We start from the raw sequence: 21,222 nt of genomic DNA, 5'->3' as shown, positions 1-21,222 counted from the left end.
CTATGGCTAAAAGTCCAATTTGTGATATTGAACTTGAAACAGTTCATGATGATACAAAAAATAAAATAGAAAGCTTAGGAACAAAAAGAGATTTGCCATTCTCTTTAACGTTAAAAAGCCATAGTGAAAAAAAATTAAATATCGGCGAGTTAAGTTACTATAAATGTAATCAAAAGCTTGGATATCCTACCTACAATAGGCAAGCCGAAGTAAAGTTATTTTATAAATTTTTACATAGAAAAAGAAAAGATGAATACTCTGATGATTCAATTTACCAGTTTTATGTAGTTTTTCGTCCGTACATTTGTTATTGCGATAATTTAAATATTTCACCGTTTTCTGAAGTTGGTTACCTATCATACCTTGGCAGTGGAGGAGAGTTATGGAGACTTGTAGCACTATATGAGTCAAGAAAAAAGGATTACTTTGAGTATAAAAACGATGAGGAAATCGGCTTAAAAGAACGTACTGCTGCGAGTTACAAGAGCGTAATTGATCAAATCTTAGTTGCTTTGAATTTTAATATATTACCGCTTCAAAGCTCATTAACAGTGTTTAAATTAAAAAATCAGTCTGGCACAACAGCATATACTCATAATGAGTTATCAGTGATGATACGCCGTTTAAGCTTTTACTTCGGTTCGCTAGCGACCCAATTAATTCACTACCACAAGTCAGGTAATGAACTTCCACCTGAACAATTAAAAGTTGTTGTCGATAAACAAAATAATCAAAAGGTTTATGTGACTGTTGGACAAAACAAAGGGAGATTTGGGCCATGTTCCCCATTGCATCAATGCATGACAGCGGGATATCTACTCTTTTGCTATTTCACAGCGTTTAACAAAACGCCAGTATTAGAATTGCACCACCCCGTTTTCGTTGAAAACTACAGAGATAAGACTTCAAGTAACTGCTGGATCAAAGCATACAAAGGAAGATCGTATAAATCTATAGAAGCGCTCTTTAGAGAAGATCCATCTGCTACAACTCACCCTGAGTTAAAAGGCACTTTAGGCGAAGAGCCAGATAATGAAGCTGGATTCATTAAAACACCGATTCATAAAAGTGACAAATTCGCTATTGAGAGTGGGATGGATTTTATAAATAAATTAGAAGAAGTTTCTAAGCTCTATTCAAGTTCCGAATACGGAAAAGTGTTTTTTAGTATTAACTCTAATGGAGAAGAGGTCCCCCTTCACATCTCATACGCTAGCAATGTAATTTCTCAAAACTTATGCTTGCTTTCTGATCAAAGAAGTTATCTTGCTGAACACTTTATTCACAGGTTTAAACAAGTGCAGAACCACTCTGTATGCACTGAAATCGTTACTAAAACAAGTGGGAAAAACTCACTGATTATCAGCAAAATACAAAGAGAACTTCACGCTAATAGCATTAAACGTAGAAGCATCGAACTTGCTTTTGCAGCTTTGTCTTGTATGACTAATTTACCGCTTCGCAACATTATTATGCCTCTGACAATCCTGGCAAATGAAGATAACCCTAATAAAATTAATGTTTCTTTCAGTTATTTAGATGGTAAAGCAGGCTCTTTCATAACTGAAAGAAAGTTTAAGAAGTTTTTATTAAGCTTAGAAAGCTACGCGCAAACCTATAATAGGCTGCCGTCTCAGTATCAGCAAACTAACCCAAAAAGAAAAAATAAGCCTGCTTTTTTACTTCCTCTCGGCAAGCGTGATAAAACTTATCAATGGCAAAGTATCGAGTCGATAATCAGTCCAAACCTTGTCACTAGACTTGGGGTCAGCTCAGGCAACTTCTTCTTAGTTTTATCATCATCAAAGCTCAGGTTAACAACAAGCGATCAAGAGTATAGTGAGGCAGATCGAGGTCGTTCAGCTCGATCAATACTTCAAAATGAAAAAGCAACGCTTGAAAAAAGCTATATCAACGGGCACCCCATTCAAAATAAGAAAATGGTCTCCCAAGGCATACAAACAATTGAAAATATTGCAAAAGGTAACTCATTAGAAGAGTCTAAACAAAGAGTAAAAGTCACAAATAAAATTGAAGTGTTAGCTTACGATGAATATAAAGAATTAAAAACACCAACAAACCCGAATGGGATTCATTGTAATGGCAAACCAGAAATTGATGGGGAAAAAGACTATCATTACGCTGCGAGAAAATTTGCGTTAAATAACTCAATTATACATCAGAATGAAGACATCACTTGCTACCAGCTAGACTTGTGCATCTTCTGTAGTTCAGCAAAGCTTGTTGATGATCCACACTCTATTTATAAGCTAATCAGCTTTATCGAAGCTTTAAGAAGCAGCTTATCGCTTCTACCAACCGTTAACAGTCGCGTTTTAATGAAAATAGAACGCTTTGAGCTTCTCTTAGAGCAAATACCGTCAAACACATTTAACAAAGCTTTAGACAAGAGACTAAAAAATGGAATTTACCCATTATTTTCTGACGAGCACTTGATTCTGAACTTTGCGATAGGAGCTACAAAGTATGATCGATAATATCACTTCTAATAGCCCCAAAAATGTCAGAAATTATGAGCATATTACTACTTTTGATACTACATATATTTACAAGACAATTTTACCAGCACTGGCTGAAGGAAACTGGAAAAAATTAAAGGAGCTAATTGTTTATCAAGATCAAAACATAACAATTTTTTTCAAAGAAAACACATGGAAGTTTCTTGATTCTAAACTCCAAGCAAAGTCAGTTAGCAATTTAGTTTTTAATAATGACACGGGAAATGTCACACACATACACTCTGAAGTACATGAAAACTTAATAAATGAGATAAAGTGCTTTGCTTTAGCCCAAGTCTACTTCTGTAAAGACAAAGTAACGTTCAATAATATCGGGAGTCATATTCGTTCTCTAAGAAAACTGATTCCATTTCTTATGAGTAACAATATGAGTAGTTTTTCGCAACTTACAGAAGACTCTCTTTTTGAAGTCAACAGTTTAGGATACAAATTTAGTAAGAAGGATAGCTTGTCAGGATTGAATGCCCTGATCAAAAGCGCTCAACATCTACACTTTGATATGTCTTTTTATAACACTATTTCACAAAAAGACTTAAAGGTTGCAATTGAAGAAGCAAAACAATATCCAGTTATCCCCCTACGTATTTATACCGAGATATTAAATCAATACTCGACTCTAATTAAACAAGCCTACTTTGAATTACACACTTTAAAGACTCAAGCAGAAAAATTTCAGAAATTTATAGATGAACAGCAAGCTGACAGGATCTATAAGTTGCGGCATGGGCTTGTAAAACTGTCAAAAAGAGAAAAAGCCACTAAATCAGCAAAGGGTTTTTTACATGATTTGAAAGAAAATGGTATCGAGCTAGTAGATTTTGAAAAGAATAAACTGTGGATTGAGTTATTTAAAAAGAACCAAGTGTCATTAACTATGCCGACAAAAAGAGTGAAGAAAACTTTATTTCAAACCCTTAACGGTGAAACAGTTAACTTTACTCAATTCAAAGAATTTAGAAAAGAATTAATTATATCAGCTAGTTGGCTGTGTCTATTTTTATCTGGAATGCGGGTTAATGAACTTCACTCAATGCACCATATGCATGGCGCACAAAAAACTAAAGCTCCAAAGGACGAACCACTAAATAAATCGCCAATAAAACCAGAACACAAAGCTTCCGAAGCTTATAACCCCTTTCAGGAAGAAACAATTTATTTGCTAACAACAAGACAGAGTAAAATCACTGGTAACAGTCAGACCAAAGATGATGTTTATGTCACAACTGAAGTCGGTTACAAATCTTTCAAAGTATTAAGTGCATTAATGAATCCACAAAGAAAGAGAGCAAAGTCTAGTACAAAGCTATTTTATTCATTAGACAGATTAGTACCTGAAACACTTAATTTAAAAACATTAGACTATCTATTAAACAATAACTTTAATGCACTAAATGCCACTGGAAGAATAAATCTAAAACTAGATAAAACAGACGTCGAGTACCTAGACAAATCAGAAAAAAAACATCAGTTTAAAATTAAAGAGAGATTTCAAATTACAACACACATGTGTCGAAGAAGCCTTGCTTACTACTTGGTCGGCTTTGAGTTGTGTTCATTCCCAGCTTTAAAACAACAATTTAGCCATGTATCGCTTCACATGACTCGGTGGTATGCAAGGAATGCGAGTTCATTTCTAAAGTTTTACTCAGAAATTCAAGATCAGCGCTTACAATCAAAAGCTAAAATTTTTGCTCGTATATTCAATAAAATAGCTAACCGTGAGCGTATCGCTGGCGGTAAGGGGAAGCAAAAAACCCTTGAAATTGCAAAGTTAGGAAAAAACTATTTTGAAGAAGGTGGTAATAAGTCACTATTGAACCCTGACTTTTGGTACAAACAGTTAAGCGCTGAAAAAGAACATATACATGCTATCGCCCCAGGCATGTATTGCACAAATAAACAGTGCTCTATGAGAGTTAACATTGACCTCACTGAATGTGTTGATTGTGATTATGACTATATAGAAGACGTTGTTTTTGCTGAATCAACCAGATTTGAAGCCATGCGACACCTTTCTTTACTAGAGGAGTTGAATGATCTCAGCCCATCAACTGCTGCAAGACTTTTTACACAAATTAAAGCTTCAGAAAAAATTATGTCAGACCTAAATTTTGATTATGAACCTTACCAATTCAATAAGAAAATTCTGGATATGGTAATAGTAACAAGGAGCATAAGCTAATGAACTCTAGAGATAAAAGCTATAAACAAACTGAACAAAAATTACGTGTTGCTATACAAAATATTCGTGATGGTAAACTTACTAGCCCAGAGCTTATTGAAAAAACAAAAGCAGGTAAAACGGTTAAGCTTAATAAACAAAATGTTGAAATTGAAGCCGGAAAAGGAAATGGATTAATTCGAAAATATTATAAGCATATTGAAAGAGAGATCGATGCGATAGTTACTGCTACGGCAAACCCCCTCGGTGATATAAGTTCACACCCAGAATACATTAAACTAGTCGAAAAAAATCATTCTCTCAAAGAGAAAAACAAAACTCTGACAAAACAAAATAAATGCCTTTTAGCTGAAGTTAGCAATAAAGACACTGTAATTGAAAAAGACCTTACTGAAGTTAACAACATGCTAGCTGCACTTTGGGAAGCTATTCCGACAAGTGAAAGGCAAGCTAGAATGAGGGCCGCACACCAATTAGCCGAAATTGTTCATATTTCAAAAAACAAAAAAGATGATTAAATTTTCGATTAAGCCTTAATTTGAAATGCCAAATTAGAAAGGTCGCTATTAATTTTACTAGCAAAGACATGGTATGAAAGTCGTATTGAATACATCTAGAGAAAGGGCTTTAAAGGCGTCACCGCCTCTTCTCTTATCTAGTTTGAGTTAGTTAGTAGACAACTCTTACTAGATGAATTAAACAAGAATATAAAGGAAAGCTTAATTGAAAGCCCGCTATTAAGAGATATGTTTCCAATTATCACATTAGCTAAATTTCTCTTGATCGCTAAATTGAACTTTCCTAAAAGTCTCAGTTTACTGATGATCCCACGAAATATTTGAAACTATTCCACAAGTGTCACATTTAAAGTCAAATAATCCAAACCACGCTTCGTCTAGTAGCCAGTCACCATCACAACTTGGACATTTGCGCTCAAGCTCTGATTCTTTACTTTGACCACCAACTCGATATAGATAATAATACACAGGCTTGCCAGTTAAGTAGGCTATTCTCTTCCTTAGAGACTGCCCTCTTCTGTACAAATCACTATCAACATCGGCAAGCTCTTTAATAGCTGCAAACTCACACCTAGTAGCTGCATTGATCTGGATCTGATCGCAAGATTGCCAATCTTCTTTCCATTTTATCAATGCCTTATAGTCACCATTTGAGATTGCAGGTAACTTGTATAACGGGACTGGAAGAAAGTCATCACCGCAATAGATCGGGCTACATGTGTGTACATAAGTCGTATAAATGATATAGCTGCTTGGCTCTTTACATTCATCTGAACCATTAGAGTGTATATCTTGCCCAATTACTTTTACTTTTGGATGAAGGAGTCCAACTTCTGTGAGTTTATCAAGGCTGTGCTTCACAAATGGGCTATGATTCAAAGGGTGAAGAGAATCTTTTTCTGGACACATAACACGAGTAACAAAATACCCTTCATTCAAAACTGTTGGAAACTCATCCCCGATAATCTGACCATTAAATCGAAATGCATTCACTAGTTGAATAATCGCATGTTCTGCATCTGCTAAAGAAGTATCTTGGTAGCAGTCAAAAATCAAATCAACAACGAACATATATTAATAACCCACAGTTTAAAGAAAGATTTAAAACGACAAAGTCTACCAGAATAAAAAAATGATGCTTGACTGAATAAGTCATAACTTGATCTGCCAAATTTGATTTCTAGAATTGAATCAAACCTTACAATGAGTAACCGATTTGTGCCAAAGCTGCTTTTCCAGTCTAACTCATTTCTCGTTAACGCAAATACTTTAAAGATCTAAAGTGTTTAGATAGATTAACTCACAGCTTAAAGCAGACATTAAAATACCCTCGCACTACGTGTTCTTAAATCCAGTTTTAATGACTTTCCTCCCATATTCAAGAAAAAGAGAAAATTGCACATTTTTGTACTCGAATAAAAACGAGGTATAGTAATTTTTAATTGTATTGGCAATAACTTATTCATCAAACGATAAGAAGCCCAGAGGAGCTTAATAGTTAATTAAGGCTGGGCATTATTATTTAAAATTTCTTGGTAAGCTTCAGAACCTGAATTATACTGTACAAATAAACAGTATCGAGGTGTGTATGTTTGTTATTCCAATTTATATCGATGCAGGTATTACTGGCTTTGAGTCTCCGGCAGCAGAATACAAGGAGCTAGGTATATCTATAGACGAGCTAATTATTAAACATCCTAACGCTACATTCATTGGGTTAGCTTCAGGTCAATCAATGCAAGATGTGGGGATATTCGATGGGGACTTACTCGTTGTTGATAGGGCTGAAGGTGTAAGCTCAGGGGATGTAATCGTTGCGAGTTATAATGGTTCTTTTGTGTGTAAGATAATAGATAAAACAAACCGCTTGCTAATTTCAGCATCCAAAAGCTACAAATCTGTTTATATCTCACCAGAGGATGACTTTAAATTAGAGGGTGTAGTCACTACTAGTATCCGTTTACACAAAAATAAAATAGAGCTAAGTCGATGTTTGCCCTCGTAGATGCTGTCGCTTTTTACGCTAGTGCGGAGAAGGTATTTGACCCATCTATTCGCTTTAAACCTGTAGTGGTTCTTACAAATAATGATGGATGTATTTGCGCCATATGTCCTATAGCAAGAAAGCTAAACATCCCAAAATTTCAGCCTTATTTCAAAATTAAAAACTATTTAGAACAGCACCATGTCGTGGTTCGATCTTCCAATTATGAGCTTTATGCTGATTTAAGCGAAAGGATGATGACAGTTATAAACCGATTTTGTGATGACCATTATGTATATAGTATCGATGAGTCATTTTTACGATTTACAGGGTTCTCGCAAATCATTGATGATTGGGCTGACTACGGACATATAATTCGCCGAGCGGTGTGGCGAGAAACAGGTTTACCTGTTGGTGCAGGCTTTGGCACAACACCTACGCTAGCAAAAGCGGCCAACCATGCCGCAAAAAAACTATCAGGGTACAACGGTGTGGCCGTTATTAATGATGAAAAATCCCGTAAAGAAATACTAATGCGAATGGATGTAACTGATGTTTGGGGTATCGGCTCTCGTTTAGGAAAAAAACTTAAGTTGATGGAGATTAAGACTGCATGGGACCTAGCTTGCCAAAATCCTAAAGCAATGAGGCGTATGTTCAGTGTTGTTGTGGAGCGAACTGTCAGCGAATTAAATGGTATTGCGTGTTTAAGCTGGGATGAAGTAAAGCAAGATAAAAAAGAAATTTACTCCACAAGAAGTTTTGGTGAAAGAGTTACTGATTTGACCACACTAAAATCGGCTTTAGTTACACATGCCGCCATTGTTGGACGAAAACTCAGAAGACAACAATCATTAACAAAGCGTATAGTGATATTTGCTGCCTGTTCACCACACGAAGATGAGCATTATAAAAAGTCACTTTTATATGAATTTCCAGTGCCAACATCGGATAGCAGCGTTATGGCTAAAGCTGTATCTTCTGTCATTGATGAAATATATAAACCTAATACGCGCTTTTATCGCTGCGGTATTGGAGCGATAGAGTTAGAAAGTGAATCATTTCAACAAGCCGATATGTTCTCTGTTAGTGAGGATAAACCTAAAATGATGGAATGTTTAGACGTGATAAATAAACGCTATGGTGTGGGGACTTTATCAATAGGCAGTGAAAAGCTTACACAATCGTGGAATATGAAGCGGGCTTTCTTATCACCACACTACACGACTCGCTGGACAGACATCCCTATAATTAAATGCAACTAAGTGAATTAAGCTACAGTGAAGCTAGTTTAAAAATAGACACAAGGAATTCAAATGAAAAAGCTTATATTATTACTTACCTTAATAGCCCCTTATAGTGTATCAGCCCACAGTGGTCGTACAAATTCAGAGGGGTGCCATAGTGATAAAAAACGAAACGAGTATCACTGCCACAGGCGTAAAAGTCAGCCAACATCAAGTGAATCAAATATAGTTAAATCTGTTCCAAAGGGCCTTGCCGTTAGTTCGCTTGTTTATAATAGAAAAGATTGGCCGCACTGGGTTGATGCTGATAATGACTGCCAAGATGCGAGAGCTGAAATACTCATTAGAGATTCTAAATCACCAGTTAAATTTAAAAGAAATAAGCCGTGTAACGTTTCTTGGGGAGAGTGGATAGACCCATACACAGCTCATACTTTCTATAAAGCATCAGATATAGATATTGACCACATAGTCCCCTTATCCCATGCCCATGAAATGGGTGGTAAATACTGGACGCGTGAGCAAAGAAGAGAGTTTGCTAACGACTTTGAAAACCTACTCGCTGTAGAGGATAATGCAAATCAATCTAAAGGAGGGAAGCCTCCCCAAGAATGGATGCCTCTAAATAAGTCGTATCATTGTAAATACATCGAAAAGTGGAAGCATATTAAAAATAAATACGCACTTGAAGAAAGTGTGACTGAGAAAACATTTATAAATAATGTTGTGCTCAGAAATAGATGTAGTGATTAAGCTAGTAACTCCTTATGTGATTAAGTTTAAACTTTATCTGTCAGGTTTGATTTTTAGCCTTAATCAAATCTTACAGTCGTATAAATGCCAATTTCAGTCATTCATGCATAACTCGCTTCTGCCCCATTACGATTGTAAATATATCTAATACTTGACCGCTGATTTTTATTAGTTCAGATTAGAAGTTATAAAATGGTTAAGTTTATAACTTCAATAACTTACCCTGAGGATAAGCGAGGAAGCGGAATTGAAAACTATTGAAGGACTAATAATTAATTCAGGAGCCGATTACCTGACTTGTCATGTCCAATTATTAACCCATGAAATTAAAAATTGCATTAGAAATCATTTACAGAATATTTGCTACGGTACTGCTTTAGCTGAGAGAGGCCTTAACGGTCAAACATATCAAAGAACATTGAAAGCGTTTCGGGGCCGATACACCCCTAAAACTGATAATATTAAGAAAGGAATGATTGGGGAGCTTCTTACTCATGTCGTAATATTTGAATTATTCGAAAACTTAGAAGTTGTCTCCCCATTTTTTAACATGGAAGAAAAAAGTCAAAGGAAAGGATTTGACTTGATTCTAGCAGAAGCAAGTGGGAAAGATGTTTGGATAACAGAGGTAAAATCAGGCGCATTAAATCAAACAGGATGTCCAGATAATTCAACAAGTAGCTTTTTAAAAACAGCTAAAAGCGATTTAAACCGAAGGTTAAATGAAAGCGAAATGACCTTTTGGCAAAATGCTATTAACTCGACAAACAACTCAATTCTTGATTGCCGAGATTACAAGGATGTAATCATAAAAATTCTCGATGATGAGCTAGTTGCTGCGGCTGACGAGAAGGCGAATTCGCAAGACAATAATGTGATATTAGTTTCTATTTTGTATTCTGATGTCAATAACCCTTTTAGATCCGATGCTGTTATAGAAACATGCTCAAAAATAAAAGAAGAAGCCATTTTTAATAGGGTTTTCACCCTATCTATTCAAAAAAGTACATATGAGAAAGTAGCTCACTTTTTATTTGAGGAAGAATTAGATGGTTGAAGGAAATAACCCAAAACAATTGACGTTATTAAGATTACTAAACACCTCTTTTAATGAGCTATATAATTCTTTATTGTTGAATGAACAAATAGAGCCAAGTGATTATTTGAAATTACTTTCTATAGCTATTGTACTGACTAATCAAGATGAGGTCTCGCTAAAACGATTGGCCTATCGAATTGTTCTAAAGTATTCATTAAATACAGGGGACTATATCCCTTTGTATGATTTTTCGTTAAACAATGGACTAATTCCTGTAGCTAGAATGATTGGTCAACTTATTGACAACCCCACAACTATCGCAAGATCTAGTTTTGTGAATGAGTTTAGTTTAAGTTTTATTGATTCATTTGAAACTAACGGGTTGTATAGAACGGAGCAACAGTATGCTTTAGGTGACTTTGTGAAAGTAAATAAGAATGAATCGTTGTATGTGGTTGCTCCTACATCCTATGGTAAGTCTGACTTAATTATAAATGAGATAAGTAACGCAAATACAAAAACTTGTATACTTGTCCCCTCAAAGTCACTACTTGCTCAAACTAAAAAAAGAATATTTGATACAGATATTGAAGGTGTCGATTTTATAGTTACTCACCCTGAGATGTATGAAGAAAATCCAAATGCTAAGGTTTTTCTGTTAACACAAGAGCGATTATCTAGACTACTTTCCCAATATAGAGATTTAGCTTTCGACACAGTTTTTGTTGATGAAGCCCATAACTTACTTAATAAAGATAGTAGAAGTCGATTATTAGCATCAGTCATAACTATTTTACAATTTCGAAATAGTAATACCGCTGTTAAGTATTTGACTCCATTTATAAATGAAATTGAAAATATAAAGCTAAAGTTTACACCTCCTTCAAATTTAAAGTTTTCAATAGATGAATATGTAAAATCAGAGTTCTATTTTATAGCTGACTTTAGGTGCGAGAAGAAGGAGCTTTCGTTCTACGATCAATTTACCAATAGTTTTATAGAAAACAATGCCAATGCCAAAGACCATTTTGAGTATTTGTTCCAGAAATCTGTAAATAAAAATATCATTTATTTCAATAAACCCACTAGTATTGAATCTTTTGTTAAAGAAATGATTAGATCTTTACCAATTATTCAAAATGAGCAGATTAATTCAGCAATAGATGAGTTATCAGAGGGGTTTGCGCCTGAATATCTTATCGTGGAAGGTCTCAAAAGAGGGGTTGTATATCATCATGGTTCCATGACTGAGCCAGTTAGAAATTATGTTGAGCACCTCTTTAGGGAATGTGCAGAGTTAAAGTATTTAGTTTCTAGCTCAACCTTGCTTGAAGGGATTAATATGCCTATAGAGCGACTGTTTTTAATGTGTACAAAAAAGGGAATTGGAAATTTAACTGCTGCTCATTTTAAAAACTTAGTTGGTAGAGTAAATCGCTTTTCAGAAATATTTAATGAATCTGATTATAACAATATCAAAAAGCTAACACCTGAGATTCACATAATTGGAACTGATAAATATTCGGCTGCAAACGCTAATTTTCAGAAATTTTTAAAAAATAGAGTTAATGTAAGAAAAGAACTTAAAGACAAACCAGAAAATGTGCTGTTAGAAGCTGTTGATATTGTAGATGGTAATAAAAAAGAATACACAGACGCTATCACTAGGTTGGAAAACTTGGAGAAAGGGGTTGTTAATGATTATCAATACCAATACACGAAAACAGAGGTCGGCAATTTGCTTATAGCAAATAGTGTTAGTGAAATTGAAGTTTTTGATAAAGAGCTAGAAATACATCAAACAATAGAAAACATAGAAGATGAATCTATAACAAACACTAATCAATTAATGGATGTTGTTTATAATTGTTTTGTGTGTTTTATTGAAGAAACTGAAGTTGATTCACCTTTACCTCGACTTGAAAATCAAGAAGCAAAAACCTTTTATGCTATGCTGTTGGATTGGAAAATAGATAAAAAACCATTTAAATTAATGATTCGCTTATTCATGAATTATTGGGATGATTTGATTCAACGAATACCTAATTTTCAAATTTACGTTGGTAAGTGGGGGGATGAAGTTAAACGTTCTGGTGGACATAAAACTCACTATACTCAAATAGGTGGCAAAACTAGAGCTGAAAAAATTAATCTAGCGATTGTACGAATCAAGGAAGAAGAAGACTTTCTCGAACATGAGTTATTGAAATTTATAGAAATTTTGAATGATCTTAATAAGATTAATTCAAGTTTCTATAAAAAAGTTAAATATGGTACGACCGATGATGAAACAATTAAGTTAATTAAAATCGGTTTATCGAGAGGCGTTGCTGAATTATTACTTGTTAAATACCCTCAGTTTGTTTTAGATATCCCTAATTCTCATTCAAAAAGAATTAGTTACTTAGTTATCGACGAAATGAAGAGACAAGAAGAAGGGCTACTTCAACAGTTAGAAGTTAAAATGAACGTAACGAGGGGATAATAATATGTACTAGCTCAAACTTGATCTGACAGTTACCCGTTTTTCAATCGGTGACTGTCAGTTTAGATTTGAGCTAAATTCTTCTCAGCCCAAATCGATTTCCCATCTAATAATGTTTCCAATGGCGTTCTGCAACAACACATTTTTCCTTGATGAGTTCGGTCATTATTGTAATAAATCATCCATTCGTCCAGATCCTTTTGCAATTCCTCTAATGAGCTATATAGCTTTTTACGGAATGTAACTTGATAGAATTCATTGAGTATCGTTTTGTGGAAGCGTTCGCAGATACCATTTGTTTGCGGTGACATAGCTTTGGTTTTTGTATGATCGATATCATTAATAGCGAGATATAACTGGTAATCATGATGTTCGACTTTGCCACAATATTCAGTGCCTCTATCGGTCAGAATACGTAGCATTGGAAGCTCGTACTGTTCGAAGTACGGCAATACTTTGTCGTTGAGTATATCAGCCGCAGTAATTGGCGTTTTCGTGGTGTCGAGCTTAGCGAACGCTACTTTGCTGTAGGTATCAACGAAGGTCTGTTGATAGATACGGCCAACGCCTTTGAGATTACCCACGTAAAATGTATCTTGAGAGCCTAGGTAACCTGGGTGAGCCGTTTCAATTTCACCACACGCTTCGTCATCATGTTTTTTCTTTTCAAGTGCAGTCACTTGGGCATCGGTGAGAATGATACCTTCTTTAGCCACTTTATTTTCTAGTGCCTTGAGACGCTTTTTGAAGTTCTCTAAGTCATGACGTAGCCATATTGAACGAACACCGCTGCCAGAAACGAATACGCATTGTTTTCTGAGTTCATTACTCGTTCTGTGTTGGCCGTGAGCTGGATAATCGACAGCGTATTTAATGACTGCTTGTTCAGTTGCTTCATCAACTCTATTTTTTAAGTTTAGCGCTCTACGACTTTTATCAATTAACGCATCAAGTCCACCGTCTTCAACGAGTTCTTGATATCGATAAAATGTATCCCGCGAAACACCCATAACTTTATAGGCTTTTGAAACATTACCTAATTCTTCAGCAAGATTAAGCAAACCCGTTTTGTGTTTAATGATTGGATTGTTAGTATGCAACATGAGAGTTACCTTTTTGTTTGTTTTGATTCAAAGATTAGACACCTTAATCAAAACGGGTAACTCTCAATTTTTCAAATTGAAGTGTCAGATCTTGTCTGAACTAATACAAATAATACTACTAACTAATGCTTCATAGTTTGGCCTTCTCCAAAAATAAACTTTTCGGTTCTAACTCATTTTGTCCGGAGTTGTGTCTAAGGTGAGCACGTTCAACACATCTTTGTCCAAAAACGAGTTTATCCGATCGCTTGCTTCTCACTGTTCATAGCCACCTGCCTGATGATGTTCAAACTTATTCACCGAAACTGTAAGATTAGATATGAGCTACTACAGCTTAACACTTGCGATGAGAGTGTGATGTGTATCCTAGCGCAAGTTCGAGTTAAACATAATAATTTGTATTCAGTAATTATTCTTTAAAACAATAATGACAGTACCACTACTGAATATCCTGGTTCTTCCAATTGTCGATTGCAATATTAAGTCTTTTATCTGGAGTATTATCCCTGAAATCAACTGTACCGCTATTTGGCTTGTGAAGAAGTTCATCCATTCTAATTCGAATCAGTAACATACACGCATCACCAACAACTAGTATTCCCTCACGTTCAACTCTCCTCCTCTGTATCTTTTAATTGATTTAATGTCGGTAGGAAGTCAGATGGCTCGCATTCTAGTGCTATAGAAAGCTTATAAAGGATATCTAATGTGATATTTACCTCGCCCCTGTCGATGCGGCCAACATAACTTCTATCAATTTTTGTTACGACGGCTAACTTATCTTGAGAAATCTTCTTACTTGTTCTTATTGTTCGTAATTTTGTACTGAAAATTTGGTTTCGATCATCCATCCGGTTTACTCCAAACGAAAAGACTGATCTTCCCATATTGCGGATTATATTATCACGGACTATAATCCCACGGATTATAAGCACACCATGCAACTATCCTTAGAGGGTTCATATGAAGTTAAACTTTCTTATCGCTCAAATTATCTCTGCTAAGAATTTTGATAACTTTTCAGCATTAGAGCTAAGAGCCGCATTTCTCGTATTGCAAGAAGATAAGAGTTTATGCCCTATTGAAGCCAGAAGGTTCTGTTATACGGAATTGATAAAACTAGTAAGAAGAAATTGGTTAAAGAAAATTAAATCCAATAAAACTGGTGCTGTAAGCTACAAGAAAACAGCGTTATTTAACGCAGGTAAAATTCTATCTGAGCCGAAAAGTTCAATGACTGAAAAGTCGGATCTTCTTCATCGTTCAGAAAAAGTAGAAGCTCCCTTGTTACGCAGATTAAACCGTTACAAAAAAGAACTGTTAATTAATTTTGGAGAACTAGAAGAGTATCAACAGCTCTCAAAAGTTCACCCAGAATTAAATGAACAACTTCAAAGTAAGTACAATCAAGCCCGTGAACAAAATTCAGCTTTACTTGGCAAAATAAAAGCAATTGAAAACCTATTAATCCAATGAGTAAACCTTAATGAAATTAAGAAAGTGGCAGAGTGAATGTGTTGAAAAAGCACTTAAATATTACTCTGAAGGAATAAAAAATTTTTTAGCACTTGCGACACCTGGTGCAGGTAAAACCATAATGGGATCAGAGCTGGCTAAACAATTATTTGAGCAAAACATGATTGATTTAGTCTTTTGTTTTGCTCCTTCGAGAATTGTCGCATACGATTTTAGTCAAAGTTTGGAACAAACTATTAAAGCTCGCTTCGATGGCCTTATCGGATCAAAAGGTAACTCAAAAACATATCAAGGAATGCAATATTTAGATGAGTCATTTTGGGATCTTTTTAAGTCACATAGGGTTTTTGTTATCTTTGATGAGATACACCATTGTGCCGGAACAAATATCGATAACGCTAACTCATGGGGAAAACCAATAATTGAAAAAATAAAGTATGGCGCTGAATATACCATTGCCCTTACTGGCACACCTTGGCGCTCTGATGCTTCTCCTGTTGCACTTTCTCAATACTGTGATGCAACCCGAAAGATTAAATGTGATTATGTTTACGGTTTAAAAGAAGCTATACATGACAAAGTTTGCCGAGTACCACAATTCATCGCTATTGATAACGATAATATTACGCTTACAGAAAATGATGAAACACAGCATTTTAAGTCGTTTGCAAGTCTATTAATGGAGTCCGGTCTTCCTTATTCTAAAGTTGTTCAAAATGAAATTGTTGTCGAGCAGATGCTTATAAAAGCTAACTCTCAACTAGACCGATTAAGAATCGTTAATCGTGTGTCAGCAGGTTTAATTGTTGCTTCAAGCATTAGCCATGCTTGGAAAATCCATGATATTTTACGAAAAGTATTAGATGAAGATGCGCTTGTGGTCACAAGTGATGAAGACAAACCAAGCGAAACTATCAGACAATTCAGAAAAGGTAATGATAAATGGGTGATCAGTGTAGGAATGATTTCTGAAGGCACCAATATCCCTCGCCTGCAAGTATGTTGCCTGCTGACAAATGTGACTACAGAATTATATTTTCGACAAATCTTAGGTCGTATATTGAGAATTACGGATAAAGCAAACCAAGAGGCAATCATGTTTATGCCTGCGGAAGCTATGTTGATGGAGTTTGCAAAGAATTTAGCTCAAGATATCCCTGGTACAGTTCCAATTGTAAAAGTAGAAACCACGACCAATTCTGTTGACTTAGAAGGTGATGATAATCCTATATCTGAAGCAGAAAATGATATTAAGGATAGTTTCCTCACATCTGATATCGATCTTGATTGTTCAAAAGCCTTAATGTGGCCTCCAGAAATAACGCAAGAGTTGAACAAACCTTCAATACAGTGTGATTTAAGTAACAATTACGAAAGAGAATTAGGTGTATACGGGCGGTTTAAACAAGAAATACTAGAAATCAGAGACTTCTAGTATTTTGAGTAATGGACTTACCATAGTTTACTACACCAAATGAGTTACATTATAACTTCTAATAAGAGGTATTTTATGAATGAAGGCAAGCGTCATACCCTAAAACTTAAATTGGGTACTTTTAAACAAATTACTGAGCGTGGATATTTAATTGAATAAGTCGCTCAACGATTAGGTATTTGTACCAAAACGTTATATCACTGACGGAGCCAGTTAACAGATAAATCTAAACCCGTTCAGTCACCAGATGAAAAACTTAAAAGCATATTATTCTGAGTTAAAAACTGGTCTAGTAAAACTTAGGAAGTTCATTTCGAAAGGTGGCGGAAAGGAGAGTTGTTTTCTTTCAATGATTTCATGGCTGATTTAGCTATACTAAGAACACCTTATAAAGATACAGTTCGGGATATAGCTCTAGTCCCCTATTTCTTAATTAATACATTCAAACTGAATTATTAAAAGAGTCAATTCTCATAGAGGAAATTGTAAATCTATTTAATAAATATGAGTTTTATAAGGCTCTAGCTCAAAAACGGTTTGCCCTATACCAAAAATCAGGACAGCTAAATCCATAGCTCATATTTACTCTATTGATATAACTGAACGTAAGCAAAAACATTAAAGAATAAGCAAATGAACCAACATAACGAACATTCATCTTACAGAGAAAAGCTAATTGAACATTTGTTTATAAGCGAATTGCTTAAGCTGTCTTGGCTTGAACACGAGTGTAGCCTTGAGATCGCAAAACCAGAAGTAGATAACTCAGGGTATGATGTTATTGGTGAGTGTTATGGTGTTGTTAGACATATTCAGTTAAAAGCCTCCTTCATCACATCTTCTACTTCAAAGCAAAACATACACATGAAACTAGCCGATAAACCTTCAGGTTGTGTTATTTGGATTATTTTTGACGAAAACACTTTAGAATTTAAGAATTTTTTATTTTATGGTGACGTTGCAGGTGAACCTTTACCTGGTATTGAAAATTTAAAGACTGCACGGCATACAAAAGGCAATAAGGATGGTATTAAGAATGAACGACCAAATATTAAAATAATCAATAAAGGACAATTCCAGTCTATTAATTCCGTAAGAGAATTATTCAATATACTTTTTAGTATAGATCATTCTGAAAAGGATAATCGTGAGGCTTGTATCATTCCAAGAAATGAGAGTTCTGACATAGAGAATCATACTGTAACTCGCTCTAAAAGTTTTAACAAAATGAACAGAATAAAGATATGGTCTCAAAAGCCTTGGCAAAAGAACTATCAACTAATAAAAGGTTTTTTAGATTTAAAATCAACAAATAACACTGTGTATTTTGATCAATTAATAACACATTGCTCAAATGTTTATGGTGAAACTGAGGGTATTTGGAAGAATAACTTTAACTCGATGAAAACTGATTATGGAAACTCACACGGTAAAGTGTTTTATATAATCAATAATGAAGTCAACATATATGATGAAGTGAAGAGCGAAATAGAGAAATACTATTAAACGAACACGCCGCATATTAATTCTTGTTTGAAATAATAGTTTGCTTTTTTTAGACTGAAATTAAAAGGCAACTTAAGTTTCAGTTTTTTTAGACTGACACAGAAATACAAACAAAAGCTAAAAAATTAGCCTTTTTTATTATAAAAAATCATAGCCTTGCAATTAATATTGAAGCTATATTGAGAAACTAGTATCCAACATTAAGAGATTCAAATACAAATTAATGGCGCTACGCGGTGCGAATTTCCCGCGCTTGAAGAAATATCAAGCACAAAAAGTGACTTATATCGCCGCGGTAAAGACATTGCTAAACGTATCCGCTTTTTAACTCAAAAACCGGTTTATTATTATTTATACCGTGTAGGTGGTGTCGATAAAGCCTCAGAGCTTGAGCGTAAATGCCCTAGCTGCAATAGTGAGTGGAAACTGCCAGAACCGTGGTTTGGGTTATTTGACTTTAGATGTGAGCCATGCGGGTTGGTATCTAATATTTCGTGGGATTTTCAGTAACAAACTAATAGGTGCCAGTAGTGAGTTAAGCTGGCACCTACTTTTTACACTGTTAACGCTTTTAAAAATGATTCTATATTGGGTGCAAGTACATGATGCGGCTTTTTACCCACGTACTCTAAACATACCTCACCGGTATTTACCTGCACGGTAACCAGTAGGTCATCTTGCTCAGTTAAACCAATGAATAGGGTTTCTGGCTGCTTTAACTTTCGTTTCATTAAGACATGGCCAGTAATATTTTGTTGCAGCAGGTCAAAATCATCTTTATTCCACGCTTGTAATAACTCAACACGGTGGCCATCGATGCTGGCTAAAATACTGCCGCCATACATGTGCCCATAAAACTCATCAAACCCTGCAGGGAAGCTCAGCTCAAGTGCGTTAGCTAAATCTGATAACGAACCTATGGGAGATTGCAAAGCACTTTTCCATTGAATATTGCCTTGGGCGTCTACTTCGCCAAATTCACACGGGCTAGGCCATTGCTCATCGTGTGCCATAAGCGGGTATTTAGCGGTGTTTTTAACGGTTTTTTCACAAAATTGTGCGTGAAGTTGGGCCATTTGCATTGCAACAGACATACTGCGAAACTCATTTAAATTAGATATAATCCATCTATTGTAACTATTTAAGAGCAAACATGACAGATTACAGCAATTCTCCAGATCTCAAAGGTAGTGTGTTAGGGCAGTCTACTGAATACGTAGATGTATATTCGCCTAGCTTACTTTTTCCTATTGCCCGCAAGTTAAATCGTGATGCTTTAAATATTGACGAAGCCGAGTTGCCCTTTAAAGGCCAAGATATTTGGACAGGTTATGAGCTTTCGTGGTTAAACGCTAAAGGTAAACCACAGGTTGCCGTGGCTTTATTTACTTTTGCGTGCCAAAGCAGCCATATTATTGAATCTAAGTCGTTTAAACTTTACTTAAATAGCTTTAATCAAACCCGCTTTGAAAGTATTGAGGTAGTAAGACAGCATTTAATTGAAGACTTATCAAATGCGGTAAATAGCGATGTAGCAGTAACTTTATACGCACCTGATGACTATAACTGCTTACCTTGCACGCAATTACCTGGGCAATGTATTGACGATTTAGATATTGAAATAGATAACTACGATATTGACGCCTACTCACTTAAATCAAAAAGTGACACCCAAGTAACTGAGACCCTGCACAGCCATTTACTTAAATCTAACTGCTTAATTACCTCGCAGCCTGATTGGGCCAGTATAATTATTCGCTACACTGGTGAGCAAATATGCCATGAGGCACTCTTGCGCTATTTAATTTCATTTAGAACGCACAATGAGTTCCATGAGCAATGTGTAGAGCGTATTTATAGTGATTTAACCACGCAGCTAAATATTAAAGAGCTTGAAGTCTATGCGCGTTATACACGCCGTGGTGGACTAGATATAAATCCGTATCGTTCAACGCACTATAACGATACGCCGTTTGCGGTAAAAATTAATCGCCAGTAATACCAATCGACTTAAATATCACTATAAAAAAAGGAGCCTAAGCTCCTTTTTTTATACACATTATATGCTAATTAATGCGCTTAGTCGGAATAGGCATTGCGCACACATCAACATAGTTATGGGCGTGCACAAACCAAGGTTCGGTACGATTTTTTCGCGCCTCAATCAATTCTCTAAATGATTGTGAGTCTGTGTTCATAACACTAAAGGTGCTTTTATCACTTTTAATATCAGCTAACACCTCAATGTTTGTAATTGGGTTAAATGGCGTATTAGGAACAGGCTTACGCTGTAAACGATTAAAGTGCTGCATACCTTCAAGCACTCTTCCAAACACAGTAATATTATTATCAAGGTAGCGCGGACCTTGCCCAATGGTGACAAAAAATTCCGTGCTTGCACTGTTTATCTCATTGCCACGCGCCATGGCAAACACGCCGTGGCAATGTACCTGCCAAGTTTTTGTATTAGTAGCATTTTGTGCGACGGCAAAACCGTTTAAAAACCCCGTTACAGGCGCGTACCCATCACCTTGCAGCTCTGTAATTTTAAGCGGCTGTGTAGTGGTATGGTAAAACTCCGCTGGCACCGTTTTATTAGCCGTTTTAATTGGTTTGTTGCCTGAGCTGTCGCCACCTTGTGCTACAAACCCTTCAACAAAACGATAAACACGGGTATTTTTGTAAAAACCTTCTCGTGCAAGTTGTTTTATGTGCGCAGTATGTTTAGCTGCAAGCTGCGGGTTAAGCTCAACATAAGCCGCCCCTGTAGGTAGCGTAATTTTTAAAATATTTTGCTTGTCTACATTTCGCCATTCGTGCGCTTTAGCCTGCTTTATTACCTCGCTTGCGCTACGTGTTGGGGTTTGTTGAGTACTCGCGTATTGCTCTGTGTGTTGGGCACAGCCAGTTAATCCTGTTATTAGTGCTGCTAAATATAATCCTTTCATATAATT

General features: G+C 35.7%; 17 protein-coding genes and 1 pseudogene. 13 read left to right on the top strand and 5 right to left on the bottom strand.

From position 1 onward, the window contains the following. Positions 1 to 2 precede the first annotated feature (2 nt). Genes AN393_RS02795 through AN393_RS02785 form a run of 3 tightly spaced genes read left to right on the top strand, consistent with a single transcriptional unit; the run spans position 3 to position 5,240 of the window. Positions 3 to 2,498: a hypothetical protein gene (locus AN393_RS02795; RefSeq protein ID WP_055017250.1), complete on the top strand. Its 2,496-nt coding sequence runs from the start codon at positions 3 to 5 to the stop codon at positions 2,496 to 2,498. Further along, positions 2,488 to 4,722 (top strand): hypothetical protein, encoded by a 2,235-nt coding sequence (locus AN393_RS02790; protein ID WP_055017249.1) that lies wholly within the window; start codon positions 2,488 to 2,490, stop codon positions 4,720 to 4,722. The genes AN393_RS02795 and AN393_RS02790 overlap by 11 nt, the downstream gene beginning before the upstream one ends. Beyond that, the gene (locus tag AN393_RS02785) at positions 4,722 to 5,240 is read left to right on the top strand and encodes a hypothetical protein (protein WP_055017248.1); all 519 of its coding nucleotides are present in this window, start codon (positions 4,722 to 4,724) and stop codon (positions 5,238 to 5,240) included. The genes AN393_RS02790 and AN393_RS02785 overlap by 1 nt, the downstream gene beginning before the upstream one ends. Before the next feature lie 297 nt (positions 5,241 to 5,537). Here AN393_RS02785 and AN393_RS02780 read toward each other — a convergent pair whose 3' ends face one another. Beyond that, positions 5,538 to 6,311, bottom strand: coding sequence for a Zn-ribbon-containing protein (locus AN393_RS02780; protein ID WP_055017247.1), 774 nt, complete (start codon positions 6,309 to 6,311; stop codon positions 5,538 to 5,540). A gap of 517 nt (positions 6,312 to 6,828) precedes the next feature. On the opposite strand from AN393_RS02780, the gene AN393_RS02775 reads away from it, so the two are divergent. From AN393_RS02775 to AN393_RS02755, 5 genes are all read left to right on the top strand, one after another. After that, positions 6,829 to 7,245, top strand: coding sequence for a S24 family peptidase (locus tag AN393_RS02775; protein WP_055017246.1), 417 nt, complete (start codon positions 6,829 to 6,831; stop codon positions 7,243 to 7,245). Then, positions 7,230 to 8,489 (top strand): Y-family DNA polymerase, encoded by a 1,260-nt coding sequence (locus tag AN393_RS02770; protein WP_055017245.1) that lies wholly within the window; start codon positions 7,230 to 7,232, stop codon positions 8,487 to 8,489. The genes AN393_RS02775 and AN393_RS02770 overlap by 16 nt, the downstream gene beginning before the upstream one ends. Before the next feature lie 51 nt (positions 8,490 to 8,540). Further along, on the top strand, positions 8,541 to 9,224 hold the full coding sequence (locus AN393_RS20510; protein WP_055017244.1) for an HNH endonuclease: 684 nt from the start codon (positions 8,541 to 8,543) through the stop codon (positions 9,222 to 9,224). Positions 9,225 to 9,471: 247 nt separating this feature from the next. After that, the gene (locus AN393_RS02760; RefSeq protein ID WP_055017243.1) at positions 9,472 to 10,281 is read left to right on the top strand and encodes a Hachiman antiphage defense system protein HamA; all 810 of its coding nucleotides are present in this window, start codon (positions 9,472 to 9,474) and stop codon (positions 10,279 to 10,281) included. Next, a complete protein-coding gene (locus tag AN393_RS02755) occupies positions 10,274 to 12,748 on the top strand; it encodes a DEAD/DEAH box helicase (RefSeq protein ID WP_055017242.1) in 2,475 nt (824 codons plus the stop codon). The genes AN393_RS02760 and AN393_RS02755 overlap by 8 nt, the downstream gene beginning before the upstream one ends. A gap of 62 nt (positions 12,749 to 12,810) precedes the next feature. Here the strand turns inward: AN393_RS02755 and AN393_RS02750 are convergent, their stop codons facing one another. Next, a complete protein-coding gene (locus AN393_RS02750) occupies positions 12,811 to 13,851 on the bottom strand; it encodes an IS481 family transposase (protein ID WP_055017241.1) in 1,041 nt (346 codons plus the stop codon). 608 nt (positions 13,852 to 14,459) lie between these two features. Beyond that, the gene (locus AN393_RS20195) at positions 14,460 to 14,702 is read right to left on the bottom strand and encodes a helix-turn-helix domain-containing protein (RefSeq protein WP_055017240.1); all 243 of its coding nucleotides are present in this window, start codon (positions 14,700 to 14,702) and stop codon (positions 14,460 to 14,462) included. A gap of 112 nt (positions 14,703 to 14,814) precedes the next feature. Here AN393_RS20195 and AN393_RS02740 point away from each other — a divergent pair, with 112 nt between their 5' ends. The 4 genes and pseudogenes from AN393_RS02740 to AN393_RS20020 all read left to right on the top strand — a co-directional run. Then, the gene (locus AN393_RS02740) at positions 14,815 to 15,327 is read left to right on the top strand and encodes a hypothetical protein (RefSeq protein ID WP_055017239.1); all 513 of its coding nucleotides are present in this window, start codon (positions 14,815 to 14,817) and stop codon (positions 15,325 to 15,327) included. A 10-nt stretch (positions 15,328 to 15,337) separates the two neighbouring features. After that, positions 15,338 to 16,762, top strand: coding sequence for a DEAD/DEAH box helicase (locus tag AN393_RS02735; protein WP_055017238.1), 1,425 nt, complete (start codon positions 15,338 to 15,340; stop codon positions 16,760 to 16,762). 633 nt (positions 16,763 to 17,395) lie between these two features. Continuing rightward, the gene (locus tag AN393_RS20400; protein ID WP_200909020.1) at positions 17,396 to 18,268 is read left to right on the top strand and encodes a hypothetical protein; all 873 of its coding nucleotides are present in this window, start codon (positions 17,396 to 17,398) and stop codon (positions 18,266 to 18,268) included. A 210-nt stretch (positions 18,269 to 18,478) separates the two neighbouring features. Further along, positions 18,479 to 18,778 (top strand): annotated as a pseudogene (locus tag AN393_RS20020) (DUF2310 family Zn-ribbon-containing protein); the annotation flags it as partial. A gap of 44 nt (positions 18,779 to 18,822) precedes the next feature. Here AN393_RS20020 and syd read toward each other — a convergent pair. Then, positions 18,823 to 19,362 carry a SecY-interacting protein gene (gene syd / locus AN393_RS02725; RefSeq protein WP_055013911.1) on the bottom strand — a complete coding sequence of 180 codons (540 nt, stop codon included), beginning with the start codon at positions 19,360 to 19,362 and terminating at the stop codon, positions 18,823 to 18,825. A 59-nt stretch (positions 19,363 to 19,421) separates the two neighbouring features. On the opposite strand from syd, the gene queF reads away from it, so the two are divergent. Further along, entirely contained in the window at positions 19,422 to 20,267 is an 846-nt protein-coding gene (gene queF / locus AN393_RS02720; RefSeq protein WP_055013912.1) for an NADPH-dependent 7-cyano-7-deazaguanine reductase QueF, read from the top strand. A gap of 67 nt (positions 20,268 to 20,334) precedes the next feature. Here the strand turns inward: queF and AN393_RS02715 are convergent, their stop codons facing one another. Then, positions 20,335 to 21,216 carry a peptidylprolyl isomerase gene (locus tag AN393_RS02715; protein ID WP_055017237.1) on the bottom strand — a complete coding sequence of 294 codons (882 nt, stop codon included), beginning with the start codon at positions 21,214 to 21,216 and terminating at the stop codon, positions 20,335 to 20,337. Between the last annotated feature and the right edge of the window lie 6 nt (positions 21,217 to 21,222).

The sequence above is a fragment of the Pseudoalteromonas sp. P1-25 genome, assembly GCF_001401805.1.
GTDB lineage: Bacteria > Pseudomonadota > Gammaproteobacteria > Enterobacterales > Alteromonadaceae > Pseudoalteromonas.
Note: the sequence above shows the minus strand (reverse complement) of the source record. Positions and strands in the feature narration are given on the sequence as shown.